Here is a 24,379-nt window from a genome sequence, read left to right on the forward strand (position 1 = left end):
GCGACGCTCGCGGGGAGCCGGTGCCGGCCCTCCGCCCAGAGTCGTCGCTCCATCTGGTGGGCCTTCCCGAACGAGGACCGGTGTCCTGCGTCAACCCCGACGGTATGCCGAGGAGACGGCACTCCGGGGATTTGCGCGGCGTGGCGCGATCGACGGGTCGGTGAACAGCGGGTGACGCCCGCCCGCCGGTCCGTCGCCGCGGGTCAGCCCGGACCGGTGGCCCGGGTGGCGGCGCGGCCCCGCCAGCGCAGCAGGTCTTCGGCGTACTCCTCTGCGGCGTGCGCGGCCAGGCCAGCGGTCCGGGCCAGCAGGAACAGGGCCGTCCCCGCCTCCGGCGGGACGTCGAGGGCCACCGTGGCCACCGCGAGCCCGGCGTCGATGGTGGGCTCGTGGCGCCCACCATCGGGGAGCCCGGCCCGCAGCTCGGCCAGCCGCTCCAGGGCGGGTCGCGCCGCCGGCACCCGGGACCACGCGGCGAGGGCCACGTCGGCGCGCGGGTCCCCCTCGGCATACATGAAGTGCCCGAAGCCGGGGTGCCGCCCGTCCGGCAGCGACGTGCCGGCCGGGGCACGCAGGAGACGGTGCACCTCCTCGCTGGCCCGGCCGTGGGCCCACCCGGCCAGCGCGGCATGCCCGGCGAGGACGCAGTCGGCGATGCCGGCCCGCGCCGACGCGGCAGCCCGGGTGGCGGTCGTGGAGGCGGTCAGCCCGTGGTCGAGTACCTGGACCAGCAGCTCGTCGGTGGCCACCGCCTCCTCCGGGGTCGCCGGACGGCCGGTGAGGTTGGCCACCACCCGCTGCGCCAGCCGGGGTGACCTGTCCGGTGGCTCGGCGACCGCGAGCGCGTCCACCAACACCGGGTATGCCGAGGCGACGGCGAGCGCGGCCGCCTCCGGCTCGGCGGCGCTCCCCCACCCCGACTCGGCCAGCCGCACGAGCGCGCCGGTCACCCTCCGATCGAGCGGGACAGAGGTCGGGAGGGGACGCGGCAACGCCGCCGCCGGCCGGTCCGCCGCCGGATCGGGTCGCACCCCGAGGACGAACTCGATGCCGTCCTCGAACGTCTTACCGCGGGACCACTCGGCGACCTCGTGGCCCCGGTAGTAGAGGCTGTCCGGCCCGGAGTGCGACACCTGCGAGGTCACCGACCGGAAGCGGTGCACCCGCTGTCCGGACGCCCGCCCGCGTCGACCGCCCGCGGCCAGACGGTCCACCTCCGAGCGCTCCAGCAGGCTCCCCCGCCCTACCGGGTTGCGCCGGCTCACCAGCAGCCCGCGGCTGACGTAGGCATAGACGGTGGCCGGCTTCACCCCGAGCCGCTGGGCGGCCTCGTCGGTGCCGATCCACTGCGTCATCCTCTACCCCATTTTCGTAGTGGGTTTGTCGCACCGGGATCACTTTTCGTAGCGATTCTGCCGTCGCTGCCCACCCTGGTGTGGACTGAATCAATATTGACCGACACGCGGCCCCCCGTCCACTGTGGAAGCTCCAGCACACGTGAGGAGACCGCCATGACCGCGTCCACACTCACCGTCCCGCGGGGCCTGGCCGGGGTCGTCGTCACCGACACCGAGCTGGGCGACGTCCGGGGCGACGAGGGCTTCTACCACTACCGGCAGTACCCGGCGGTCGAGCTCGCCCGCGCGCACACCCTGGAGGAGACCTGGTTCCTGATGTTCCAGGGGCGGCTGCCCGACCCCGCCGAGCACACGGCATACCGACAGCAGGTGGGGCAGGCCAGGGTCGCCCCAGAGAGCCTGCTCGCGGCCCTGCCCGCGCTCTGCCCGGCCGGCAGCCCGCCGCTGACCACCCTGCGCACCGCCTGGTCCTGGCTCGGCGCGCACCTGGACCTGTCCCCCATGTACGACTGCACCCCCGAGGAGCGGGCGGACACCGCCCTCCGGCTCGCTGCGCTGGCACCCACGGTGCTCGCCGCCGCGCACCGGATCGCCCAGGGACTCGACCCGCTGCCCGCGGACCCCGACCTGGGCCACGCCGAGGACTACCTGCGGATGCTCACCGGCCGCACCCCCGGCGCGGAGGACGTGCGCCCGGTGGAGCAGTACCTGGTGCTCACCGTCGACCACGGCTTCAACGCCTCCACGTTCACGGCGCGCACGGTGGCCAGCACCGGGGCCGACGTGGCCGCGACGCTCGTGGCGGCGATCGGCTCCTTCTCCGGGCCGCTGCACGGCGGCGCGCCCAGCCGGGCCCTGGCGGCGCTGGAGGAGATCGGCACGCCCGAGCGGGTGCGCCCCTGGGTGCGCGAGCAGGTCGCCGCCGGGCGACGGGTGATGGGCTTCGGCCACGCCGTCTACCGCACCCACGACCCGCGGTCGGAGATGCTGCGCGAGGTCGCGCAGGCCCGCGGCGGCGACCTGGTCGACTTCGCCGTTCTGGTCGAGCGCGAGGTCGAGGCCGCGCTGGCCGAGCTCAAGCCGGGTCGGCCGCTCTATGCCAACGTCGAGTTCTACGCCGGCGTCGTGATGGAGCAGGCCGGGATCCCCCGGGAGATGTTCACCCCGACCTTCTGCGTCGCCCGCGCCGTCGGGTGGGCTGCCAATGTCCTGGAGCAGGCACAGGACAGCAAGATCATCCGCCCGGCGGCCCGGTACGTGGGCCCGCCACCGCAGGTCACTCCGGAGGGCGCGGCCTGACAGGCTGCTGCACCTCGGTCACCCAGTCGGACTGGTCGGTGCCGTCGGCCTCCAGGTGGATGTAGCGGTAGGGCCCGTCCGGCTGGTGACCCTGCTGCTCGCACCACGCGAGGAGGTTCTGGAGGGTCCGCCCGATCCGGCTCATCTCCCCCAGGTGGACGGCACTGGCCACGGGCCCGGCGGGCAGCACGTGGGACTCCAGCCCTTCGACCGCATCCCCGTGGTGCAGATATCCGGCAACCACCGACAGTCCGTCCTCGGTCGCGTCGTACACCCCGATGCCCGTCTCCGCACAGCCCGCGGCCGCGGTCAGCCGTTCGCTGGCCTCCTCGAACAGCGGGCCGATGACCTCGGCCATCCGGGGTTGGGTCGGGACGCTGAAGGTGCGCGCGACGATGGGCATCGCCGCGACGTCCTTCAGGACGCACTCGTGCTCCGGCATGGTGTCCTCGCTCTCGATCAGGCAGAGACGGTGCGTCACCTCGGCCAGCCGCCACCGGGCCCGGTCGAGCTCGGCGGCGAGCTCGGCGCGACGCCGCTCCAGCAGGTCGCGCCACTCCGGGACCGACAGCTCGTCGGCCAGCACTCGGCGGATCTGCTCGAGGGTGAGGCCGAGCTCCTTGAGCGCGACCACCCGGTGCAACGTGCCGAGCTGGGCGGCGTGGTATCCCCGGTGGCCGGTCCACGGGTCGACGTGGTCGGGCTCCAACAGCCCCAGCTCGTCGTAGTGGCGCAGCATCCGGACCGACACCTGGCCCAGGCGGGCAAAGTCTCCGATTTTCATGGTGCCTCCGTTATCGGGCCTGACACGGTGTCAGGTGCAAGCCGATACCCCGATCCTGTCCGTATGCCGTGTGCCTGGGGGCCGCGCGCCGGTGCGCCGGGGAGCGCAGATCCGCTACGAAAAGGCGGGAACGGGCAGCAAACCCGCTACCAAAATTGTCAGGCACCGAAGCGACGCTCGCGCTCGGCGTAGGAGCGCAGTGCGCGCAGGAAGTCCACCCGGCGGAAGTCCGGCCAGAACGCCTCGCAGAAGTAGAACTCGCTGTGCGCGCTCTGCCAGAGCAGGAAGCCACCGAGGCGCTGCTCACCGCTGGTGCGAATCACCAGGTCGGGGTCGGGCTGGCCCTTGGTGTAAAGGTGCTCGGAGATGTGCTCGACCTCCAGCGTGCGGGCCAGCTCCTCCAGCGGGGTCCCCTTCGCCGCGTGCTCGGCCAGCAGCGAGCGCACCGCGTCGGCGATCTCCTGGCGGCCCCCGTAGCCGATAGCCACGTTGACCAACATCCCCTCCACCCCCGCGGTCGAGTCCGCGGCGGCGCGCAGTGCCCGGGCCGTGTCGGTCGGCAGCAGGTCCTGCGCCCCGACCAGGTGCAGCCGCCAGCGTCCCGCCGCGGCCAGCTCGGTCACCACCTGCTCGATGATCCGCAGCAACGGCTCCAGCTCGGCCCGCGGCCGGTTCAGGTTGTCGGTCGAGAGCAGCCACAGGGTGACCACCTCGACCCCCGCCTCGTCGCACCACTCCAGGAGCGGCTGGATGTTGTCGGCGCCGGCTTGGTGGCCATGGGCGGAGTCGGCACCGCGCGCCTTGGCCCACCGCCGGTTGCCGTCGAGCATCACCCCGACGTGGCGGGGCAGCCGATCGGGGGGCAGCTGCCTGCTCAGGGAGCGGTTGTACGCCCGGTAGAGCAGTTCGCGCAGGGAGCCCATGCGGTCAAGGTACTCGCTCCACCTGCCCGGCTGTCCGAAGGTGAGGTGAGTCATAACCTACGCGCTGGTAACCTACGGCAACGTAGGTTACGCTGGGACCATGCGACCGACCGATCCCGTGAGCCGCGGAGCCCACGCCCTCGCCGACTCCGCCCGCGACGTCGCCGACTCGGCGCGCGACATGGCCGACTCGGCACGGGACCTGGCCCAGGCCATCAAGCCCAAGCTGCGCGGCTGGCTGCACCTGGGGATGGCTCCCCTCGCGCTGGCCGCCGCCATCGTGCTGGTGGCCCTGGCCCCCACGACCCCCGGGCGGATCGCCGCGGCCGTCTTCGGCACCACGGCGGTCCTCCTCTTCGGCACCTCCGCGCTCTACCACCGGGGCTCCTGGAGCCCCCGGACCGCGCGGCTGCTCAAGCGCTTCGACCACGCCAACATCTTCCTGATCATCGCCGGCACCTACACCCCGTTCGCGGTGCTCCTGCTGCCCCCGGGCAAGGACGCGACGCTGCTCTGGGTGGTCTGGGTCGGCGCGCTGATGGGGGTGGCGTTCCGGGTCCTGTGGGTGGGTGCGCCGCGCTGGCTCTACACCCCCGTCTACGTGGCCCTCGGCTGGGTCGCGGTGTTCTACCTGCGCGAGTTCCTGGAGTTCGGTGGCCCCGCCGTGCTGACCCTGATCGCCGTCGGGGGGCTCCTCTACACCCTCGGCGCGGTCGTCTACGGCACCAAGCGCCCCAACCCCTCCCCCCGGTGGTTCGGCTTCCACGAGATCTTCCACGCCTTCACCGTGCTGGCCTTCATCGCCCACTACACGGCCGCCTCGCTCGCGATCTACGGCGCCACCCCCGCCGGCGTCTGAGCACCGGCCGGGCGCCCCGGCCGATGGATCCGCGCCCTCAGCGCGCGGCGTCCCCCTTCGGGTCCACCTCTGGGTCCACGCCTGCTGGGTCCCCCTCGCCCTGCTCGACCCCCGGGCCGGGGTCATCCGCGTCCCCGTCGGCGGCCTCGGTGGCTGCTTCGGCCCCGTCAGTGGCGGTGGCCTCGGCGGCCGGCGGCGCCGCGGCGTGACGCATCTGCTCGGGCTGGCGCAACTGCTCACGCTGCCGCGAGCGGCGCAGCCGGCGGGACAGGTCGCGCCCGAGGAACCACAGCGCCAGGCCCAGGCCGAACAGGACGAGAAAACCGCCCAGACCGGCCGTGACCTCGATGGAGGTCGTGTTCACGAGGCGACCGCGGGGTCGTCGCCGTCGCTCGAGCGGCGATCCCGATCGTGGTGGCCCTCGACCTCGGTCATCTCATCGCCCACCTCGACGTCGCCCTCGGCACCGTTCTCGGTGTCGGCGGCCGGCGACTCGTGCTCCGACCCGGCCAGGGGCGCGACCCGATAGACCGCGACCGGCTCGCCGTCGGCCTCCCGCTCGGGCACCTGCAGACACAGCGCGTCGGCCTCGGAGATGTCCGCCGGCAGACCGGCGAAGAGGTCGGTCTCGGGCAGGTCCACCGGCACCAGGGACCGTGCCAGCTCGTAGTCCTCGACCGGGTACACCTCCTGCTGCACGTGCAGCGGCACCTGGAACCAGCTGCCGTCCGGGTCCACCTGCGTGGCGTGCGCGCGCAGCGCCTCGTCCCGCACGGGGTAGTACTCGGCGCACTCGACGTGCGCGGTGATCTCCCGGTGCGGCCGCTCATCCAGACGCTGGATCCACTCGGCATACGGGGACTCCTGCCCCAGCGCCAGCATCGCCTCGTGTAGCGAGCGGATCCGGGCGGCGGACCAGGCGCTGTAGTACACCTTCTGGGGCTGCCAGGGCGGGCCGGCGTGGGGGTATGCGGAGGGGTCGCCGGCCGCGCGGAACGCGGACATCGTCACCACGTGGGTCATGATGTGGTCCGGGTGGGGGTAGCCGCCGTTCTCGTCATACGTGGTGATCACGTGCGGGCGGAACTCCCGGATGACGCGCACCAGCGCCTCGGTCGTCACCTCGATCGGCTCCAGCGCGAAGCACCCCTCGGGCAGCGGCGGCAACGGGTCCCCCTCGGGCAGACCCGAGTCCACGAAGCCCAACCAGGTGTGCCGGACACCGAGGATCTCGGCGGCGCGGGCCATCTCCCGGCGCCGCACCTCGGTCAGGTCCCGGGCGATCTCGGCGTCGTGGGCGAGTTTGGGGTTGAGCACGTCACCGCGCTCCCCTCCCGTGCAGGACACCACCATCACCTCGACACCCTCGGCGACGTACTTGGCGGTGGTCGCCGCGCCCTTGCTGGACTCGTCGTCGGGATGGGCGTGCACTGCCATCAACCGTCGGCCGTCAGACACCTGCGCTCCTCGTCGTTCTCGTGATGGCGGACAATGGTCCGCGTGGCCACCCGCTGCGGCGCGGCCCTCCTTATCCTCTCACCGTCCCAGAACGGAGACGACAGCGTGACCATTCCGGCACCGGCCAGCACCGGGCGCAGCGCACGGTTCTGGTGGGTCGTGGGCAGCGTGGCCGTCGTCGCCATGACCGGCCTGGCGATCTGGTTCGGCCTGGCCGCCTCGGTGGGCAAGGTGCACTGGACCAACACCGGCTTCCGGCTGCAGGGCGACACCAGCGTGCAGGTGCGGTTCGACCTGACCCGTGACCCGTCCCGCGAGGTCGTCTGCGAGCTGCGGGCCCTGGACGAGTCGCACGCCCGAGTCGGCACCACGGAGGTCACGGTGGGACCGTCCGAGAGCTCACCGAGCCGCCACGTGGCCGAGGTGCGCACGTCGTCCGCGGCGACCACCGGGTACGTCGAAACCTGCCGCTACGGATCCCCCTGAGGGACACCAGCCCCGCACAGGACGTGACCTGATCGTAATCTCGCAGTGTGGAATTTCGACCCGAACTTGTTAAACTGCGGGTTCACACGATGGTCCGGGCAGGGTGACCGCACGAAGGTCAAACCCCTAGCGCCCGGGCCTCCTTGTTTAGGTCATGCCGGCGCGGCACGCCGCGGTCGCGCCCCTGCCTGACGAGGCACACACACGCAGTGAAAGAGGGAGTTGAGCGACGTGACCGAGACAGCAGCGACGTCGACGAATTTTCTGACCAAGGACGCCTTCGAGCGACTGTCAGCCGAGTTGCGTCACCTGTCCGGTGAGGGACGTCAGGACATCGCCCGCCGGATCGAGGCGGCCCGCGAGGAGGGCGACCTCAAGGAGAACGGCGGCTACCACGCGGCCAAGGAGGAGCAGGGCAAGATGGAGGCCCGCATCCGCCAGCTCGAGCACATCCTGGAGACCTCCAAGGTGGGCGAGGCCCCGGCGGACGACGGCGTCGTCGAGCCCGGCATGCTCGTCGAGGTCGAGATGTTCGGGGAGACCGAGACCTTCCTGCTCGGCAGCCGCGAGATCCTGGGCGACGAGGACGACCTCTCCGTCTACAGCGACCGGTCGCCGCTCGGTATGGCGATCCTGGGCAAGTCCGCGGGCGAGACCACGACCTACCAGGCCCCCAACGGCAAGGACATCGAGGTCAAGATCCTGAGCGCCAAGCCGTACTCCGGCTGAGCACCGCACCGTCCGGACGGGCCGGATCGGGGACCACTCCGCGGTCCGGCCCTCCTGTCTGTGCTGCCTCGTGGTGGGCCCGCGATGGGGACCCCCGCCGGCTCAGGTGACCAGGTTCCAGATTCCCATCGAGACCAGGAGCACCGCCCCGACGACAGCGGCGACCGCCCCGGCCAGGATCTTCGCCCGTCCGGCATGGGGGTCCGGGCCACGGCCCTCCACCCCGAACCCGAGTTCGCTGCCGATGTCGAGGGTGCCCGGTGGCCCGCCGAAGCCGCCCTTGCTCCCGATCCGGGACCGGGCCTCCCGCTGCTCGCGACGGCCCCACAGGAACAGGCCCACCCCGAGCGCGACCAGCACCAGCGGCAGCCCGAACCGCGTGAGCAGTTCCGGTGTCGTCCAGTCCGGGTCCGCCATCGGCAGCTGCACTGCCCTGAGCGCTGCATCCATGGAGTGCACCGTGCCATACGCGACGCCGCACCGCCAGACCAGGCCGGCCCACCCGGCCACGCCGGATCGTATGGCGGGGCCAGCACACGGCATACCTGTCCCGCCCGAGGCGTGTGACACTGGGGTATGCGCACCCAGCCCCCCGAGATCCACGGAACCCCACTGCCCGGTCGGGACCAGCCGCTGACCGGGATCCCCACGACCAACGAGGTCCTGGACTCCCCGCTGCACGGCCCGTGGGGCGAGCACACCGAGGTGCTCTACATCGCGATGGGCTGCTTCTGGGGGGCCGAGCGGATCTTCTGGCGCATCCCGGGCGTGGTCAGCACCGCGGCCGGCTACATGGGCGGGGTCACGCCCAACCCCACGTACGAGGAGGTCTGCAGCGGTCGCACCGGTCACGCCGAGGCGGTCCAGGTCGTCTACGACAGCACCGAGGTCACCCCCGAGGAGCTGCTCAAGGCGTTCTGGGAGAACCACGACCCGACGACGCTGGACCGGCAGGGCAACGACCGCGGGACCCAATACCGCTCCGCGATCTACTGGACCACCCCCGGTCAGGAGGAGGCCGCGCGGGCCACCCACGACGCCTTCCAGCAGGTGCTGACCGAGCACGGCCACGGGGAGATCACCACCGAGCTGCGGTCCGCGGCGGACGCGGGCACCTTCTACTTCGCCGAGGGTTATCACCAGCAATACCTGCACAAGAACCCGAACGGCTACTGCAACCACGGCCCCAACGGTCTGACCTGCCCCGTCGGGCTGGTGCGCCAGGACGAGCTGCCCAGCCAGGAGTCGGTGCTGGGCCAGGAGTGACCTTCACGACGTTCGGCCCACGTCGTCCGGCACGCCAGAGCGCGGAAGGGCCGATCTTCGAGCGGCCGCTGGGAGCACACTCTCGTACTCTCACGGCATGGTCACCGGGTTTCACCACATCACTCTGAACGTCACGGACCTAGTGCGGTCCCGGCACTTCTACGCCTCGCTCCCCGGATTCATGCTCGACCAGGACTTCCCTGGGCGCAAGGCTCGATTCCGAATCGGTACCGCTGCAGCGCGGCTGGTGCTGAAACCCGCACTCTCCGGCACTGCGCAAGACGAGCCTTTCAGTGAGTACCGGATCGGCCTGGACCACCTGGCCATCGGCGTCGAAGGGCGAGCCGAGCTGGAGTCGATGTTGCAGGTTCTGCGCTCCCTCAACGCGCCGACCGACGGCCTTCACCTAGACAATGCCGGCGAGCTCGCGATGATCACCTTCCGTGATCCCGACAACATCCAGTGGGAGTTCTTCGAGGAACCGCCCGACTGATTCTGGTACCATTTCCCGTACCACTACACAGGAGGCGCTCAATGTCCGTGACTGCTAGCGAGGCCCGCAAGCGACTCTTCCCCTTGATCGAAGAGGTCAACGATGACCGCGCCCCTGTGGAGATCACCTCGAAGCGAGGAAACGCAGTCCTGATGTCCGCCGATGACTACGCGGCGTGGCAGGAGACCGCGTACCTCTTCCGCTCCCCAGCCAACGCGCGACGACTGTTGGATGCCATGGAGGCGGTGGACCGAGGCGAAGGGACTGAACGCGAACTCGACCGCACATGAGGATCGTCTTCGCGCCCCAGGCGTGGGAGGACTACCTCCATTGGCAGCGTGTGGATCGAACCCTGGTCCAGCGGATCAACCGCCTGATCGATGATGCGACACGCGACCCATTCGATGGAATAGGCAAGCCCGAGCCGCTGAAGTACGGGCTAGCCAACGCCTGGTCCAGGCGGATCACCGAGGAGCACCGCCTGGTCTACGTGGTCCGCGACGACGACCTCATCCTTCTCCAAGCGCGCTATCACTACACGAGATAGTAGGGTTTCGCCCTGGCCAGCCGCAGACACGCACGCCCCAGGGTTCCCGTGCCGCCGGTGACCAGGGTCCGCATGTCGTGGAACGTAGCGGGGCCACGCTAGGCCAAGGCCCAGCCAGGAGTCGGCACTCGACCAGGTGCTGGACAGAGTTGGCCGTCCGCTCTCACCCACAGGGTCCGACCTTGACTCCCTCCCCCGGCTGGCCGGTGACCTCGGCGATCAGGTCGAAGTCCTTGTCGCAGTGCAGCACGGTCAGGCCTGACTCGAGCCAGGATGCCCCGGACCTCCACCGCTCGGACCTCCATCTCAGGCTGCCTGATCGATGAGCCAGTGCCGGCTCACGACCACCCGTCCCTCATCACCGCGTCGTCCTCCAGGTCGGCAAAGCGCTCCGCGAAGAATTCGAGGTCCTGCGCTGTCGTGGTCCTCGTCGCGCCGTGGGCCAGGCGTTCCACCGCCCTACGCAGATACTCGTTACGGGACAAGCCGAGGCGGGCTGCATCGGCGTCAACACGCCGCAGCGTCTCCACATCCAGATTGCGAATCAAGACATCGGTCATCTGCACCACCTCTGCTATCTCACGATATGACCAGGACGCGGAACCCCAGCTATGGAGTCGGCGCTCGGGCAGGAGTAGGCCACGTTCAGCCGGTCCCGCCCGCCGCTCCTGCCGCTCTGACAGCACAGCCGACGACGTCCGGAATACGGGGGTTGGACAACGGTGCGCTCCTGAGACTGCGCTCGTCCCACCAGCGCGCTTCGGAGAGAATCTCCCCGGGGAGCCCGATGGGCTCGATGGGGCACTCGTCCATCCGCAGGGCGAAGAACACCGAGCGCGAGCAGTAATCGACCCCCTCGAACGCATACCGGTGCTCTCCGCGATGGATGGGCGCGATCAACGACTCCTCCGCTGCGACGATGCCCGTCTCTTCGTTCAGCTCACGCACCGCTGCGCCGCGGGTTGACTCGCCCGGTTGGATCTGTCCCCCGATCGTGAACCAGTAGGAGAACTCGGGGGCAGCAGGGTCGTGCCCGCGCAGCAACAGCGCCCGGCCCGACGGACTCACCGGGATGACGCGGGCAGTCTCTCGTCGCACCGGCGTCACGAGACTCAGTATGCCGATCAGCACCTGACGCGGACAACGCGGCAGAGTCCATCGCTCGCCGTCTGAGGGGATCACGGGCGCCGTCGCGTCCGCGCCGTCGCCGGGGCCGTCCACGGGTCCTCGGGCCACGGGTGCTTGGGATAGCGGCCGCGCATCTCGGCCCGCACCTGCGCGTAGGCACCGGACCAGAACGAGGCCAGGTCGTCGGTGACGGCGAGCGGACGTCCGGCCGGGGACAGCAGGTGGAACTGCACCGGCACCCCGGCGACCTCGGGACTCTGCGCCCAGCCGAAGCACTCCTGCAGCTTCACCGCGACGACCGGGCGGCCGTCGGCATCATCCACCGCCGGGTAGTCGATCCGCACCGACCGGCCGCTGGGCACGGCCAGGCGCTCCGGGGCGAGTTCGTCCAGCCGAGCCGCCTCCGGCCAGGGCAGCAGGCGGCGCAACGGCGCCAGCAGGTCGATCCGGTCGGCCCGCCCACCGTCGGCCAGGTGGTCCACCTCGGGCCCGAGCCACTCCGGCCAGCGGTCGACCAACGCGGCGTCACCCACGTCGGGCCACGGGTCGCCGACCTCCCGGTGGAGCAGCGCCAGGCGACGCCGCAGGCCGTCAGCAGACTCGGACCAGGTGAAGATCCCGAGCCCGCGCTCGGCCAGGGCCGCGGCGACGGCATCCCGGGCCTCCTCGGCACCCGGGCGCACCGCGACGGAGGAGAGCTCGATCGCCCCCAGCGCGCGGACCCGGCGCGCGACCACCCGGTGGTCGCGGAAAGTCGCCGTGGTCCGGTCGGTCAGCAACCCGCCGGCCGCCACCTCCGCCGTGTCCTGCGACAGTGGGGCCGCCGAGCGGATGACCGCGCCGGTGCCGGCCGCGGTCCGACCCCCTGCGCGGGACACCTCGGCCACCGCGATCCACTCCTGTCCCTGCAACGCTCCGCGAGGCAGCGCGGCCCGGGTGCCCGAGGCGAGCAGGTAGACCTCCCCCGTGAGCCGCGCCACCCGGTCCGGATGGGCCAGCGCCACGACCAGCCCGGGTCCGTCGCTCCGATCGCCGGCGGCGGATCCCGTATGCCGTTCCGCCAACTCCTGCAGACGCCTCACCTCCCGGGTCCACCGATCCGCGCCGGGTGCCGCGCCCCGACGCAGGGCCCGCACCAGGGCGGCCAGGTCGCCGCCCTCGGGTCGGTGGTCGTCGGACAGCGCGGCGACGACCTCCGCAGCGGCCCGCGGCCCGACGAACGCGGCGCCGTCGAGCAGTGCCCGGGCCAGCCGGGGGTCGGCGGGCACCTCCGCAAGTCGGCGCCCCAGGTCGGTGGCGTGCCCCTCCTCGTCGACGGCCCCGAGTCGCTGCAGCACCGTCTCGGCGTCCCGGACGGCCCCGGCGGGCGGCGCATCGGGCAGCGGCATCCCCTCGCCGCGGGGCGTCCCCCAGCAGGCCAGCACCAGGGTCGGACCGACCAGGTCGGCGACCGAGATCTGTGGCGTGACGTGCTCCGGCATGGCCGCGAAGGTCGTCTCGTCGTAGCACCGGACCGCCAGGCCCGCGCCCTGGCGAGCGGCACGCCCGGCGCGCTGGACGGCGGCGTCCCGGGAGGCCGCCACGGTGACCAGCCCGGACATGTCGCGGGCCGCGTCCCTGCGCTGCTCCCGGGCCAGGCCCGCGTCGACGACCAGTCGCACACCCGGCACGGTCAGGGAGGACTCGGCCAGCGCGGTCGACACCACGAGGCGTGGCACGCCACCCGGTGACGACCCGGCTGTCACCCGGTCCTGGGCCCGCGCACCGATCCTGCCGTGCAGCTCCAGCACCTCGGCGCCGGGCACCTGGCGCCGCAGCGCCGACGCGACGCGTTCCACCTCACGGACGCCGGGCAGGAAGACCAACGCGTCCGGCGCGGCGTCCAGGCCCAGTGCCTCCGCTGCCTGCCGGTGGACCTCGACGGTGGTCCGGATGACGTGGTCGAGGAACGCGTCCGCCACTCCCCTGGCGTCGGTGCGCGGGACCGGCGCCGGCATCCAGCGGATCTGCAGCGGGTGCAGCGCGGCAGGGCAGTCCACCACCGGCGCGGGTCCGGCCACGTCGTCGCCGAGCAGCATTGCGAAGCGTGCGGCGTCGAGCGTCGCCGACATGGCGACGAGCACGAGGTCGTCGCGCAGCGTCCGGACCTCGGCCAGCATCCCGACCAGCAGGTCCGACTCGATGCCCCGTTCGTGCACCTCGTCCAGGACCACGGCCGCCACACCTGGCAGGTCGGGGTCGGCGAGCAGTCGGCGCAGCAGGATGCCCGGGGTGGCGAACTCCACCCGGGTCCCGGAGGAGACCTGGCGCTCTCCCCGCACGGTGAACCCGGCGAACTTCCCGAGCGGTGTCCCGGTCAGCTGCGCCAGCCGACGGGCGGCCGCCCGCGCCGCGATCCGGCGGGGCTGCACGACGACCACCCGACCAGTTACCTGCTCCGCCAGTGCGGGCGGGACGAGGGTGGTCTTGCCGGTGCCCGGCGGCGCCTGGACGACCGCGACGCCCCGGTCCCGGACCGCCGTCCGCAGCTCGGGGACCGCCGCGGCGAACGGCAGATCGACCTCACTCAACCCTGGCATCGGGGACAGTGTCGCAGCCGGGGCGGACAGCGCCGGCCCTCACGTCAGGAGGAGGTATCCGATGGCGACCAGGCCGATCACGACGATGACGGTGCGCAACAGCCAGGGAGGCATCGCCCGTCCGACCCTGGCGCCCGCGAGCCCGCCCAACAGTGCCCCGATGCCGATCGCCAGCACGATCCACCAGTTGATCACCCCCGGGCTCACGACCAGGAAGACCATGGCCGCCACCAGGTTCACGATGAGGCTGAGGATGTTCTTCAGCCCGTTGATCGCCTGGACCTGCAGCGGGAGCATCACGCTCATCACGCCGATCAGGATCACGCCCTGGGCGGCCCCGAAGTAGCCGCCGTACATGCCGGCGATCAGGATGCCCACGAGCAGGGCGACCCACCGGCCGGGCGTGAGGGACTCGGCACCCCGTTGCCGCGCCCACCGGTTGATCCGGGGACCGAAGATCACCAACAGGATGCCGATCAGGATCAGCACCGGGACGATCGTCTCGAACGCTTCCGGGGGCAGCACCAGCAGCAGCAGCGCACCGATCACCGAGCCCAGCAGGGACACCGGTGCGAGCCGCTTGATCATCGTGCCGAGGCCGCGGACCTCGTGCCGGTATCCCCACGCCCCGGACATGCCCCCGGCCACCAGGCCCAGCGAGTTGGAGATGTTGGCGGTGACCGGGGCATGGCCGAAGAAGAGCAACGTCGGGAAGGTGACCAGGGTGCCCGACCCGACGATGGTGTTGATCATTCCCGCCCAGAACCCGGCGACGACGATGGCACCGAACTCCAGCGGCGCCACGTCACCGCTCCTTCACGGGGCAGGACGAGCGGGCGGGGCAGGGGCTGCCCCGCCCCTCACTGCGCGGGTGCGACAAGACGGTTCGACAGCTCACCGAGGCCCTCAACCCGGACGGTCATCTCCTGGCCCGGCTCCACCGGGGCGACTCCCTCCGGCGTGCCGGTCATGATGAGGTCACCGGGCAGGAGCTGCATGAAGCTGGTGATGTACTCGATCAGGTACGGGATGTCGAAGATGAAGGCGCTGGTCCGTCCGGACTGGCGCTCGGCCCCGTCGACCGTGCACTCGACGAGGGCGTCGGCCGGGTCGAAGTCGGTCTCGACCCAGGGCCCGATCGGGCAGAAGGTGTGGAATCCCTTGCCCCGGGTCCACTGACCACCCGGATCGGACTTCTGGAGGTCGCGGGCGGTCACGTCGTTGCCGCAGGTGTAGCCGCCGATCACCGAGAAGGCCTCGGCTGCCGGCACCTGGAACGCGGGCTGACCGATCACGATCACGAGCTCGGCCTCGGGGTCCACCCGCTGGCTGGCTGCGGGATAGAGCACCTCCTCGCCCGGCCCGACGACGGAGGAGGGGGGCTTCATGAAGAGGATCGGCGCCGACGGCACCTCGTTGCCGAACTCCTCGGCGTGGGCGCGGTAGTTCCGCCCGACGCACATGATCGTCTTGGGGTCGACGGGCGCCACCGTGGTCACCTCCTCCAGCGACCCGACCCGGGCGTCCTTCTCGAGGTCGACGAAGGGTGTCCCGGACGTGCTGAACACCTCCTCCCCCTCGAGAATGCCCCACTGGGGACCGTCGTCTCCTGTCAGGTACCTGACAATGCGCATGGATGTCGTCCTTTCGTCGTCGGTGCGGGCCGATGGGCTCGCGTCAGCAGTCGTTGGGGTTGTACTCGTTGGTCCAGATGCCGCCCTCGGCGGTGTCGACATCGACCGTGAGGATCTCGGCCTCCCGCATGATGTCCACCGAGTCCTGCACCGACCCCTCCCCGAAGCAACCGTCCTCGGAGAGCGCCGGCATGAGCGCTTCCAGGGTCTGCTGCGTCGTCTCCAGGTCGTCGGTCCCGAGGTAGGGCAGGATCGTCTCGGCCGCCTCATCAGGGTTGTCCCGCACGTACTCCATCCCCTGGGTCAGCGCCGTCATGAACCCCTCGACCGACTCGGGGTTCTCCTCCGCCCACGTCTTGTTGGTCGCGAACCCGGTGTAGGCGAAGTCGCTGAAGAGCGGGACATCGCCGGCCGGCCCGTCGATCAGCACGGTGCCGAATCCTTCGGCCTCGGCGATGTATGGCGTGGGGGGCGAGAGCTGGTAGGCGTCGATCTGTCCGGACTCCAGTGCGGCCAGCAGGGAGCCGCCCCCGCCGATGGCGACGATGTCGGCATCCCGGTCCGGGTCGAGGCCCGCCTGGCGGAGGTAGTAGCGCATGTACTTGTCGGTGGCAGCCCCCGGGGAGGTGACGCCCAGCGTCAGACCCTCGAGTGCAGCATACCGCTCCTCGATCGAGGAGTCCCGGGTCACGCCGCGCTCCGAGGCGACGTCCGCGTTCATCACCAGGGTGAGGGTGACGCGGTTGACCAGGTTGTGGTTCATGACGAGGCTGTCCTCGCCCTCGGAGGTGAGGATGGACAGGTCGTCCAGGCCGATATCGGCGAACTGCGCGTTCCCCGAGACCACGGCCGACACTCCTGCCTGACCGCTCTCCAGCTCGACGATGTCCACCGTCAGGCCCTGCTCCTCGAAGAACCCCTCCTCCACGGCCACGTAGAGCGGCGCCAGGAAGGCATTCGGCAGGGAGGCGACGGTGATCTCCGAGGACCCTCCGGAGCCACCACCTCCGCAGGCGCTGAGTAGCAGGGCGGCGCTGGTCGCCGTACCCAGGAAGGACCATCGTCGGACACCGTGCTTGGTCATGCTGTCTCCTCCTCGAGACGGGTGAACTTCGGATAAGGGGTTCAGCGTCCGGCCGAACCGGCAGCGTCGGACTGCCACCGCAGGGCACGGCCCAGGGGACGGAGCATCAGATTCATGACGAGGACGATCGCGCCGAGCACCAGGACCCCGGCCATCACCCCGTCGGTGGAGTATGCGGAGGCGGACGCCCTCGTCAGGTAGCCCAGCCCCCGGTTGGAGGCGATGAACTCACCGGTGACCGCACCGATCATCGCGGCGGGAAGGGTGATCCGCAGCGCGGCCAGGACGTAGGGCAGCGCACTGGGCAGGATCACCGTCCGCAGGACCTCCACCCGGGAGGCCCCCATCACCCGGGTGACGTCGAGGAGTCCCTGCGGGACCCGTCGGAACCCGGCCGTGGCGTTGATGTAGACGAGGAAGAACACGAAGTACATCGCGATCAGGATCTTGGGCGTCATGCCGATCCCGAACCAGAGGATGAAGACCGGTGCCATGGCCACCGCTGGGATGGAGTAGGCCACCAGGAAGTAGGGCTCGGTGATCTTGTAGGCCAGGCTCAGCAGGCCCATCGGCCAGGCGGCCAGCACCCCGACGATCGCACCGAGGACGTAGCCGAAGAAGGCGGCGGTCACGGTGAACTGCATGTGGTACCAGAGCTCGCCCGAGGACGCCCACTCCACGAGGCGGGTGACGATCGCCGACGGCGAGCTGATGAAGAACTCGCGGACGAGGGTCCCGGAGACGACCTCCCAGAGCGCGATCGCACCGACGAGGAGGCTGATCCGCCACAACCAGACGAACCTGCGGTCCGCCCATACCTCGCGGGCGTGGGCCTGCCCTGCCGACTCGAGCACCTCTGCCTGACGCACCCGCAGGGGTTCGTGCTCCTGCACGGTCATCCGTGGACCTCCTTGGTGTGCCACGGCAGGAGTCGGTTCTCCACGAGCCGCAGCAAGGCGTTCATCGTCATGACGACGGCCGCGATGATGATGATCCCCGCGAACATCGTGGGGACGTCGAACTGGCGTGACGCGCGGACGATCACGAAGCCGAGGCCCTGGGTGGCGCCGATGAACTCGGCCAGGACCGCGCCCTCGATGGCGCGGGTGAACGTGATCCGGATGCTGGCCACGATGGCCGGCGATGCGGCGGGGGCGATGATCTTGCGCATCAGGTCCAGGCGGCTGGCGCCGAAGACCCGGCTGACCTTGAGCAGGCCGGGGTTGACGTCCTTGATGCCGGCCATGGTGTTCATGAAGACGATGAAGAACACCATGAGGGCGGCCATCAGCACCTTCGGGGTGTAGCCGAGGCCGAACCACAGGATGAACAGGGGCGCCAACGCGATCTTCGGGATGGAGTAGAACGCGATCAGGAAGGGCTCCACGACGTCGTAGCCCCGCCGCGTCATCGAGATGCCGAAGGCGCACCCCAGACCCAGGGCCGACCCGAGGAGGAACCCGAGGCCTGCCTCGAAGAGGGTGGCGCCGATGTGGCTGAAGATGTCGCCCTCGGCGACCATCTCGACGAGCCGGCTGAGCACGTCCCAGGGGTTGCTGATGTAGCGGGGCTCGACGAGGTGCCCCAGCAGGAACTGCCAGACCAGGAGGGCCGTGGCACCGAGCGCGAGGATCCCGAGCAGGACGGTCCGCTCGTGCCGGCGACGCCGGCGGTCGTAGGACGCGCCGACCTCCTCGACGACCTGCTGGCCGCGCGCCGTGGTGTCCCGGGTTGGAGAGGCCACGACGGTCATTCCGTCTCCCCGCGGGACTTCTTGATCTCGGCTCGGATGTCCTCCCACAGCGCGTCGTGCAGCTCGTCGAACCCGGGCACCTCGTGGATGCGGAACGGGTCCCGGGGCCGGGGCAGGTCCACCGAGTAGTCGCGCTTGATGGTGCCGGGGGAACTGGTGAAGACCAGGATCCGGTCGCTCAACGCGATGGCCTCGACGAGGTCGTGCGTGACGAACAGGACAGAGGGCCGGGACCTCTCCCACAGGCGGAGCAGCTCGGCCTGCAGGATCACCCGCGTCTGGGCATCGAGCGGGCCGAACGGCTCGTCCATCAGCACCACGTCGCTGTCGTAGACCAGCGTCCGGATGATGCTGGCCCGCTTGCGCATCCCCCCGGACAGCTCGTGCGGGTAGTGGTTCTCGAAGCCGGAGAGCCCGACCACGTTGATCAGCTCCCGCGCGCGCTCCTGACGCTCGCGCTTGGGGACGCCCTGGAATTCCAGGCTCAACTCGACGTTGGCCAGCATCGACCGCCAGGGCAGCAGGTTGTCGTCCTGGGTGATGTAGCCGACCCGCGTGTTGATGCCCGACACCTGCGTCCCCCCGTGCTCGACGGCGCCCGCGGAGGCGGAGTCCAGGCCGGCCAGCAGGTTGAGGCAGGTCGACTTCCCGCAGCCGGACGGGCCGACCAGGCTGACGAACTCCCCCGGCCGCACATCGAAGGTCACGTCCGAGAGCGCCAGCGAGGGCTTCCCGCCCCGGCCGCGGGCCACGAACGCCTTGTACACCTCGTCGAACCTGACCGCAGGCCGGTCCGAACCAGCGTGCCCGGACCACTGCGGCGGTACTGCGGTTGACGTCATCTGTTTCCTCGCTCCGTCGCGTCGTTGCGTGCTGCATGTATACAGGATTGCCATTTGGTATGCAATGGTTGCCCCAGCGCTCTACTGTGGTGACGGGATTGCTGGCAGGATCCGACCACGCGGGACGCGAGGAACGAGGAGAAGACATGGGAAGCGGACAGGCACCGGCAGCCCCCGGTGCGTCGGGGGGGACGTCGCGACTCTCCATGAGCGACCGGGTTCACGGGGAGCTCGTCGACATGATCATCCACGGCGACCTGGCGCCCGGGAGCCGGTTGCGGGAGGTTGCCCTGGCGGCACAGCTCGGCACCTCCCGCGTCCCCGTGCGGGAGGCCATCCAGCGACTGGCCGACGACGGGTGGGTCACCCGCAGGCCCCGGGCGGGGGCGACCGTGCGCGTGCCCACGGCCAGGGACATCGACGATGTCTTCGAGATGCGCCAGATCCTCGAGGTCGCTGCCATCGAGCGAGCAGCCCGACACATCTCCCTCGCACAGATCGAGGCGCTGCAGCAGGTGATCGCCGACGGGAAGGCAGCCGCCGCCCGGGAGGACCAGCGCGCTGTGGTGCAGGCGAACAAGGTCTTTCACGGTGCCACGGCCGAGCTGTCGCACAACCGCCTCCTGGTCGAGGTCCTGGCCAACCTGGATGCGAGGGTGCGGTGGCTCTTCAGCTCCGTCGCCCTCGCCCGCGCCGCCGAGTCACTGATCGAGCACGAGGCGATCCTGGCCGCCCTCGAGCGCCGGGACACCCCCAGTGCCATGGAGCTGACCAGGGACCACATCGAGGCCACCCGGTCGGCCCTGCACCGCGAGTGGGACGACCGGCACGGGGACCCCGTCCTGCCGGCCGGCACAGGGTCCCCCGACCGGGACGAGCCGGCACGCGCGTAGGCTGGTCCGGATGAGCCGGGTCATCTTCATGTGCGGCCCGGCGGGATCGGGGAAGTCGACGGTCGCCCGCACCTTCGAGCAGCAGGGCATGGTCCGGCTCTCCTTCGACCAGGAGGCCTGGGCCCGAGGGTTCCACACCATGCCGCTGCCGGATGAGGTGCACCGCCAGGTCGAGGCCGTGCTGCGCGAGCGTCTGGTCAGCCTGGTCCGGCAGGGGACCGACGTGGTGCTGGACTTCTCGTTCTGGTCGCGACGGATGCGGGAGGACTACCGGGCACTGCTGCGGCCGCTCGGCATCGAGCCGGAGACGGTGTACCTCGCCACGGACCGGGAGACGGCACTGCAGCGGGTGCGGTCCCGTGGCGCGGGGCACGGTGACGACTTCCGGCTCCCCGAGGAGGTCGCGGCACGCTACTTCGACCACTTCGAGGTGCCGACACCCGAGGAGGGGCCGCTCGTAGTCATGCCGCCCGCCGAGCAGCACGCCGCCCGGGAGCGGCGCCAGCTCACCGCGATCCAGGAGTTCGTGGACATCGCCGCCGACCTCGGCATCCGGGTGTGGTTGCGTGGCGGGTGGGCGGTGGACTTCACCGTCGGGCGGGTGACCCGGGAGCACGAGGACATCGACTGGTTCGCCGTCGCCGAGGACCGGGGGCCGTTGACCGCGGCGCTGCTGGACCGTGGGTTCCGGCACACCGGCACCGCGCCGCAGGACCAGCAGACCGACCTGGCGCTCGGCGACGTCGAGCACGGCATCGCCTGGATCCGGCTCGAGGACGGCGAGGCCGTGGTGGCCGGCGGCCCGTGGGCCGGCGCACCGTGGGTCGCCGGCATGCTGGACGGCCCGGACCGGGAGTTGCGCGGCACCCGCGCCCCGGTGATCACCGCGCAGGCCCAGGCCGAGATCAAGGAGCTGACCCCGCAGTGGCAACCGCACCTGCCCCGCCGGGACAAGGACCGGATCGACCTCGAGCTATTGCGCGGTGTCCTGGACCGACCCGACCCCACCGCCGGGTGAGCCGTATGCAGCGGGAGACTGTCCGCATACGGCCCACCCGGCCCCGGATCACCGGAGGTGATGGACGGGCGCCAGGTTGTACACGGGGGTGTCGATCCCCTCGTGGCGCGCCTTGAGCTGGAGCGCCAGGTAGAGGGAGTAGTGCCGGGACTGGTGCAGGTTGCCCCCGTGGAACCAGAGGGCCTCCTGCTGGGTGGGCTTCCACATATTGCGCTGCTCGCCCTCCCACGGGCCGGGGTCCTTGGTGGTGTCCGACCCCAACCCCCACACCTTGCCGACCGTGTCGGCCACCTCCTGGCTGATCAGGTCGGCGGCCCAGCCGTTCATCGAGCCGTAGCCGGTGGCATAGACCACCAGGTCCGCCTCGAGCTCGGTGCCGTCGGCCAGCACGACCGAGTCCTCGGTGAGGTGGTCGACCTGGCCCTGGACCAGCGCCACCTGGCCGTCGGCGACCAGGTCGGCCGCGCCGACATCGATGTAGTAGCCCGAGCCGCGGCGCAGGTACTTCATGAACAGCCCGGAGTCGTCGTCGCCGAAGTCGAGCTGGAAGCCGGCCTCCTCCAGGCGCCGGTAGAAGTCGGCGTCGATCTCACGCATCTTGTCGTAGAGCGGGATCTGGAAGGTGTGCATGATCCGGTAGGGCAGCGAGGCGAAGATCAGATCGGCCTTCTCGGTGGTGACGCCCGCGGCGACCGCCCGCTCGGAGTAGAGGTCACCGAGCCCGACGTCCATCAGGGTCTCGCTCTTGACGATGTGCGTGGAGGACCGCTGCACCATCGTGACGTCGGCACCGTGCTCCCAGAGCGCCCCGCAGATGTCGAAGGCGGAGTTGTTGGAGCCGATGACCACGCACTTCTTGCCCGCGTAGGCGTCCGGCCCGGGGTGCGCCGAGGAGTGGTGCTGTTCACCGCGGAAGACGTCCTGGCCGGGGAGCACCGGCACGTTGGGCTTGCCCGACATCCCGGTGGCCAGGACGAGGTGGGCCGGCCGGAGCGTCAGCGGCTGACCGTCCCGCTCCACCTCGACGGTCCACTCCCCCGTCTCCGGCGAGTACTGCGCGCTGGTGGCCGTGGTGGAGGACCAGTACGGCACCTCCATCACCTTCGTGTAGCTCTCCAGCCAGTCGCCGATCTTGTCCTTGGGGGCGAACACCGGCCAGTTGTCGGGGAACTTCAGATAGGGCAGGTGGTCGTACCAGACGGGGTCGTGCAGGCACAGCGACTTGTAGCGGCCGCGCCACTGGTCGCCCGGCCGGGCGTGCTTGTCCACGACGAGCGCGGGGACCCCGAGCTGGCGCAGCCGGGCGCCCAGGGCGATGCCGCCCTGTCCCCCGCCGACGACCAGCACGTAGGGCTGGGTTGTCGTGCCGAAGCCCTCATCCTCGGCCTGCCGGCGCTCCAGCCAGGTCACGCGCTCCTTGTGCGCCCCGTGCTCGGCCCCCATCGGACGTCGCTCGCTCCGCGGCTCCTCGTGGCCCGTGAGCTCGTAGAGCGTGGTCAGGAAGGTCCACGCCCTGGTCTGTCCGTCCTCCTCGATCAGCCGCACCAGTCCCTGGCCGCGCCCGACAGCGGTCTGGAAGGTGAACCAGGCCGTGGTGACCCCGTCGGCCGTCTCCGGCGGCTCGGACGTCGCGAAGCCGCTGGGCCCGGTGTGCTCGAGGGTGTGCGACAGCAGGTCGCGCACGCCGTCGGGGTGCTCCACGGTCGTGATGTTCCAGCTGAACGCGATGAGGTCGCGCCAGTAGCTCTCCGTGGCGAACAGCTCGGCCGCGGCGTCGACGTCACCGGCGGTCAGCGCCGCCTCGAACGCGGCGAACCAGTCGTCGGCCACCTGCTGCGGGCTGGTCGTCTGCGGGTCCATCGTCTGGGTCACGGTCGCTCCTTTGCGTTGCGGTAACGTGATCCAGGTAACACCTCCGGGCGCACCGTCGACAGGGTTGCAGAACGTTGCATCCCCGCCCCAGCGCCCACCGCGGAGCCTGGGAGCGTGATGGAGTCCACCGAGCTGGCCCACCGCCGCGACCGCGAGGCCCACCTGAACGGCGCGGACGTCGCCCAGCGGGCACGCTCGGAAATCGTGGCCTCGTGGCGCCGGGTGAGCGCGGCCGGGGTTGACCCGCACGGCGACCCGGGGATCGCCCCGCTGGGCGAGGCCGAGGTGCACCGCCGCCGTGCCGCGGGCGGGCTCGAGTCACTGCTGCCCCTGCTGGAGTCCTCGCTGCAGGCGGTGGTCGACGCCGGGCAGCTGCTCGTGGTCAGCGACGCCGAGGGGCGGGTGCTGTGGCGCCGGGGACGCCCACCGGTCCGCCGCATGGCCGACGACCTGGGGTTCGTCGCCGGCTCGGCCTGGACCGAGGGCAACGTCGGCACCAACGCGATCGGCACGGCGCTCGTGCTCGGCGAGCCGTTCCAGATCCACGGCAGCGAGCACTTCGTGGAGTCCCACGCCCGGTGGGGTTGCGCCGCGGCACCGCTGCGCAACCCGTGGACGGGGCAGCTCGTCGGCGTGGTGGACATCAGCGGGCCGCGCACCAGCATGCACCCGGTCCTGCTCTCCACCGTCGCGCTGGCTGCCCGGGTGGCCGAGCTGGAGCTCCTGGAGCGCCACCGCCGGGCGCTGGAGGAGCTGCGGGCCGGCTCGGCCCACCTGCTGAGCACGGTGGCCGGGCCCGCCGCGGTCGTCGACCCGACCGGCCACGTCGCGGCGTCCTCGGGGCTCGCGCACGACCGCACCATCGCGCTGCCGGACGACCTCGAGCCGGGCCGGCTGCACCTGCCGTCGCTGGGCGAGGTCGTCGTCGAACCGCTGCCCGGGGGCTGGCTGCTGCGGCCGTGCGGGGACGAGGCCGCCGCGACCCGGGCCGTTCTGGACCTCACCGGCGAGCCCTCGATCGCGGTGCATGCCGAGTCGGGCCGTTGGGTGCGCAGGCTGACGCCCCGGCACGCGGAGCTGCTGGTCTCCCTGGTCCGGGCCGGCTACTCCGGCCTGAGTGCCGCCGAGTTGTCGGACGCCGTCTTCGCCGACCCGCACCGGCTGGTGACCGTGCGCGCCGAGATGTCCCGGCTCCGCAAGACCCTCGGGGGCCTGGTGCTCGCCCGGCCCTACCGGTTGGCCACGTCGGTGGACGTGCAGACCCGGTGGCCGGCAGATCCCGCGGCCCTGCTCCCCGGGTCGAGCGCGCCGGTGGTGCACCGGACCCGGGCCTGGCTGGCCGCGGCGGGCACCGACCGCCGCGGCGTGTGACAC

At 71.1% G+C, this 24,379-nt stretch carries 27 protein-coding genes; 11 read left to right on the forward strand and 16 right to left on the reverse strand.

The window, feature by feature from the left end; all coding sequences use genetic code 11:
- Window positions 1-203 precede the first annotated feature (203 nt).
- Window positions 204-1,355: a citrate synthase gene (locus AC1QRC_RS16815; RefSeq protein ID WP_484204404.1), complete on the reverse strand. Its 1,152-nt coding sequence runs from the start codon at window positions 1,353-1,355 to the stop codon at window positions 204-206.
- 156 nt (window positions 1,356-1,511) lie between these two features.
- On the opposite strand from AC1QRC_RS16815, the gene AC1QRC_RS16820 reads away from it, so the two are divergent.
- Window positions 1,512-2,657, forward strand: a complete 1,146-nt coding sequence (locus tag AC1QRC_RS16820) for a citrate/2-methylcitrate synthase (RefSeq protein ID WP_484204405.1) — start codon at window positions 1,512-1,514, stop codon at window positions 2,655-2,657.
- Here the strand turns inward: AC1QRC_RS16820 and AC1QRC_RS16825 are convergent.
- A complete protein-coding gene (locus tag AC1QRC_RS16825; protein WP_484204406.1) occupies window positions 2,635-3,441 on the reverse strand; it encodes a MerR family transcriptional regulator in 807 nt (268 codons plus the stop codon). The genes AC1QRC_RS16820 and AC1QRC_RS16825 overlap by 23 nt on opposite strands.
- Window positions 3,442-3,599: 158 nt before the next feature.
- Window positions 3,600-4,364 (reverse strand): isoprenyl transferase, encoded by a 765-nt coding sequence (locus tag AC1QRC_RS16830; RefSeq protein WP_484204407.1) that lies wholly within the window; start codon window positions 4,362-4,364, stop codon window positions 3,600-3,602.
- Window positions 4,365-4,464: 100 nt separating this feature from the next.
- Here AC1QRC_RS16830 and trhA point away from each other — a divergent pair, with 100 nt between their 5' ends.
- Window positions 4,465-5,223 carry a PAQR family membrane homeostasis protein TrhA gene (trhA, locus tag AC1QRC_RS16835; RefSeq protein ID WP_484204408.1) on the forward strand — a complete coding sequence of 253 codons (759 nt, stop codon included), beginning with the start codon at window positions 4,465-4,467 and terminating at the stop codon, window positions 5,221-5,223.
- 37 nt (window positions 5,224-5,260) lie between these two features.
- On the opposite strand, the gene AC1QRC_RS16840 is transcribed toward trhA, so the two are convergent.
- Both AC1QRC_RS16840 and mca read right to left on the reverse strand, forming a co-directional pair.
- Entirely contained in the window at window positions 5,261-5,587 is a 327-nt protein-coding gene (locus AC1QRC_RS16840) for a hypothetical protein (protein WP_484204409.1), read from the reverse strand.
- A complete protein-coding gene (mca, locus tag AC1QRC_RS16845) occupies window positions 5,584-6,681 on the reverse strand; it encodes a mycothiol conjugate amidase Mca (protein ID WP_484204410.1) in 1,098 nt (365 codons plus the stop codon). The genes AC1QRC_RS16840 and mca overlap by 4 nt, the downstream gene beginning before the upstream one ends.
- 105 nt (window positions 6,682-6,786) lie before the next feature.
- Between mca and AC1QRC_RS16850 the strand changes: the two genes are divergently transcribed.
- Both AC1QRC_RS16850 and greA read left to right on the forward strand, forming a co-directional pair.
- The gene (locus AC1QRC_RS16850) at window positions 6,787-7,167 is read left to right on the forward strand and encodes a DUF4307 domain-containing protein (protein ID WP_484204411.1); all 381 of its coding nucleotides are present in this window, start codon (window positions 6,787-6,789) and stop codon (window positions 7,165-7,167) included.
- 231 nt (window positions 7,168-7,398) lie between these two features.
- On the forward strand, window positions 7,399-7,896 hold the full coding sequence (greA, locus tag AC1QRC_RS16855; RefSeq protein WP_484204412.1) for a transcription elongation factor GreA: 498 nt from the start codon (window positions 7,399-7,401) through the stop codon (window positions 7,894-7,896).
- A 102-nt stretch (window positions 7,897-7,998) separates the two neighbouring features.
- Here greA and AC1QRC_RS16860 read toward each other — a convergent pair whose 3' ends face one another.
- On the reverse strand, window positions 7,999-8,346 hold the full coding sequence (locus AC1QRC_RS16860; protein ID WP_484204413.1) for a hypothetical protein: 348 nt from the start codon (window positions 8,344-8,346) through the stop codon (window positions 7,999-8,001).
- A 126-nt stretch (window positions 8,347-8,472) separates the two neighbouring features.
- Here AC1QRC_RS16860 and msrA point away from each other — a divergent pair, with 126 nt between their 5' ends.
- The 4 genes from msrA (at window position 8,473) to AC1QRC_RS16880 (ending at window position 10,202) form a co-directional block, all read left to right on the forward strand.
- A complete protein-coding gene (gene msrA / locus AC1QRC_RS16865; RefSeq protein ID WP_484204414.1) occupies window positions 8,473-9,162 on the forward strand; it encodes a peptide-methionine (S)-S-oxide reductase MsrA in 690 nt (229 codons plus the stop codon).
- A 97-nt stretch (window positions 9,163-9,259) separates the two neighbouring features.
- Window positions 9,260-9,655, forward strand: a complete 396-nt coding sequence (locus tag AC1QRC_RS16870) for a VOC family protein (RefSeq protein ID WP_484204415.1) — start codon at window positions 9,260-9,262, stop codon at window positions 9,653-9,655.
- A gap of 41 nt (window positions 9,656-9,696) precedes the next feature.
- The gene (locus AC1QRC_RS16875) at window positions 9,697-9,945 is read left to right on the forward strand and encodes a type II toxin-antitoxin system Phd/YefM family antitoxin (protein ID WP_484204416.1); all 249 of its coding nucleotides are present in this window, start codon (window positions 9,697-9,699) and stop codon (window positions 9,943-9,945) included.
- A complete protein-coding gene (locus AC1QRC_RS16880) occupies window positions 9,942-10,202 on the forward strand; it encodes a Txe/YoeB family addiction module toxin (protein WP_484204417.1) in 261 nt (86 codons plus the stop codon). Before AC1QRC_RS16875 ends, AC1QRC_RS16880 begins: the two co-directional genes overlap by 4 nt.
- A 338-nt stretch (window positions 10,203-10,540) precedes the next feature.
- On the opposite strand, the gene vapB is transcribed toward AC1QRC_RS16880, so the two are convergent.
- The 9 genes from vapB to AC1QRC_RS16925 form a co-directional block, all read right to left on the reverse strand.
- On the reverse strand, window positions 10,541-10,762 hold the full coding sequence (gene vapB / locus AC1QRC_RS16885) for a type II toxin-antitoxin system VapB family antitoxin (protein ID WP_484204418.1): 222 nt from the start codon (window positions 10,760-10,762) through the stop codon (window positions 10,541-10,543).
- A gap of 85 nt (window positions 10,763-10,847) precedes the next feature.
- On the reverse strand, window positions 10,848-11,309 hold the full coding sequence (locus AC1QRC_RS16890) for an NUDIX hydrolase (protein WP_484204419.1): 462 nt from the start codon (window positions 11,307-11,309) through the stop codon (window positions 10,848-10,850).
- Window positions 11,310-11,380: 71 nt separating this feature from the next.
- Window positions 11,381-13,909 (reverse strand): ATP-dependent helicase HrpB, encoded by a 2,529-nt coding sequence (hrpB, locus tag AC1QRC_RS16895; protein WP_484204420.1) that lies wholly within the window; start codon window positions 13,907-13,909, stop codon window positions 11,381-11,383.
- Between the two features lie 39 nt (window positions 13,910-13,948).
- Window positions 13,949-14,713: a sulfite exporter TauE/SafE family protein gene (locus tag AC1QRC_RS16900; protein ID WP_484204421.1), complete on the reverse strand. Its 765-nt coding sequence runs from the start codon at window positions 14,711-14,713 to the stop codon at window positions 13,949-13,951.
- Window positions 14,714-14,769: 56 nt separating this feature from the next.
- Window positions 14,770-15,543: a fumarylacetoacetate hydrolase family protein gene (locus AC1QRC_RS16905; protein ID WP_484204422.1), complete on the reverse strand. Its 774-nt coding sequence runs from the start codon at window positions 15,541-15,543 to the stop codon at window positions 14,770-14,772.
- 43 nt (window positions 15,544-15,586) lie between these two features.
- Window positions 15,587-16,627 (reverse strand): ABC transporter substrate-binding protein, encoded by a 1,041-nt coding sequence (locus AC1QRC_RS16910; RefSeq protein WP_484204423.1) that lies wholly within the window; start codon window positions 16,625-16,627, stop codon window positions 15,587-15,589.
- Window positions 16,628-16,668: 41 nt separating this feature from the next.
- The gene (locus tag AC1QRC_RS16915; RefSeq protein ID WP_484204424.1) at window positions 16,669-17,526 is read right to left on the reverse strand and encodes an ABC transporter permease; all 858 of its coding nucleotides are present in this window, start codon (window positions 17,524-17,526) and stop codon (window positions 16,669-16,671) included.
- Window positions 17,523-18,380, reverse strand: a complete 858-nt coding sequence (locus AC1QRC_RS16920) for an ABC transporter permease (protein WP_484204425.1) — start codon at window positions 18,378-18,380, stop codon at window positions 17,523-17,525. Before AC1QRC_RS16920 ends, AC1QRC_RS16915 begins: the two co-directional genes overlap by 4 nt.
- The gene (locus AC1QRC_RS16925; protein ID WP_484204426.1) at window positions 18,377-19,222 is read right to left on the reverse strand and encodes an ABC transporter ATP-binding protein; all 846 of its coding nucleotides are present in this window, start codon (window positions 19,220-19,222) and stop codon (window positions 18,377-18,379) included. The genes AC1QRC_RS16920 and AC1QRC_RS16925 overlap by 4 nt, the downstream gene beginning before the upstream one ends.
- Window positions 19,223-19,428: 206 nt before the next feature.
- Between AC1QRC_RS16925 and AC1QRC_RS16930 the strand changes: the two genes are divergently transcribed.
- Window positions 19,429-20,115 (forward strand): GntR family transcriptional regulator, encoded by a 687-nt coding sequence (locus AC1QRC_RS16930; RefSeq protein WP_484204427.1) that lies wholly within the window; start codon window positions 19,429-19,431, stop codon window positions 20,113-20,115.
- 10 nt (window positions 20,116-20,125) lie between these two features.
- A complete protein-coding gene (locus AC1QRC_RS16935; RefSeq protein ID WP_484204428.1) occupies window positions 20,126-21,133 on the forward strand; it encodes a P-loop nucleotide/nucleoside kinase family protein in 1,008 nt (335 codons plus the stop codon).
- Window positions 21,134-21,181: 48 nt separating this feature from the next.
- Here AC1QRC_RS16935 and AC1QRC_RS16940 read toward each other — a convergent pair whose 3' ends face one another.
- A complete protein-coding gene (locus AC1QRC_RS16940; RefSeq protein ID WP_484206669.1) occupies window positions 21,182-22,993 on the reverse strand; it encodes an NAD(P)-binding domain-containing protein in 1,812 nt (603 codons plus the stop codon).
- A 129-nt stretch (window positions 22,994-23,122) separates the two neighbouring features.
- Between AC1QRC_RS16940 and AC1QRC_RS16945 the strand changes: the two genes are divergently transcribed.
- Window positions 23,123-24,376, forward strand: a complete 1,254-nt coding sequence (locus AC1QRC_RS16945) for a GAF domain-containing protein (RefSeq protein WP_484206670.1) — start codon at window positions 23,123-23,125, stop codon at window positions 24,374-24,376.
- Window positions 24,377-24,379: the final 3 nt, after the last annotated feature.

Source organism: Ornithinicoccus sp. (assembly GCF_057176825.1).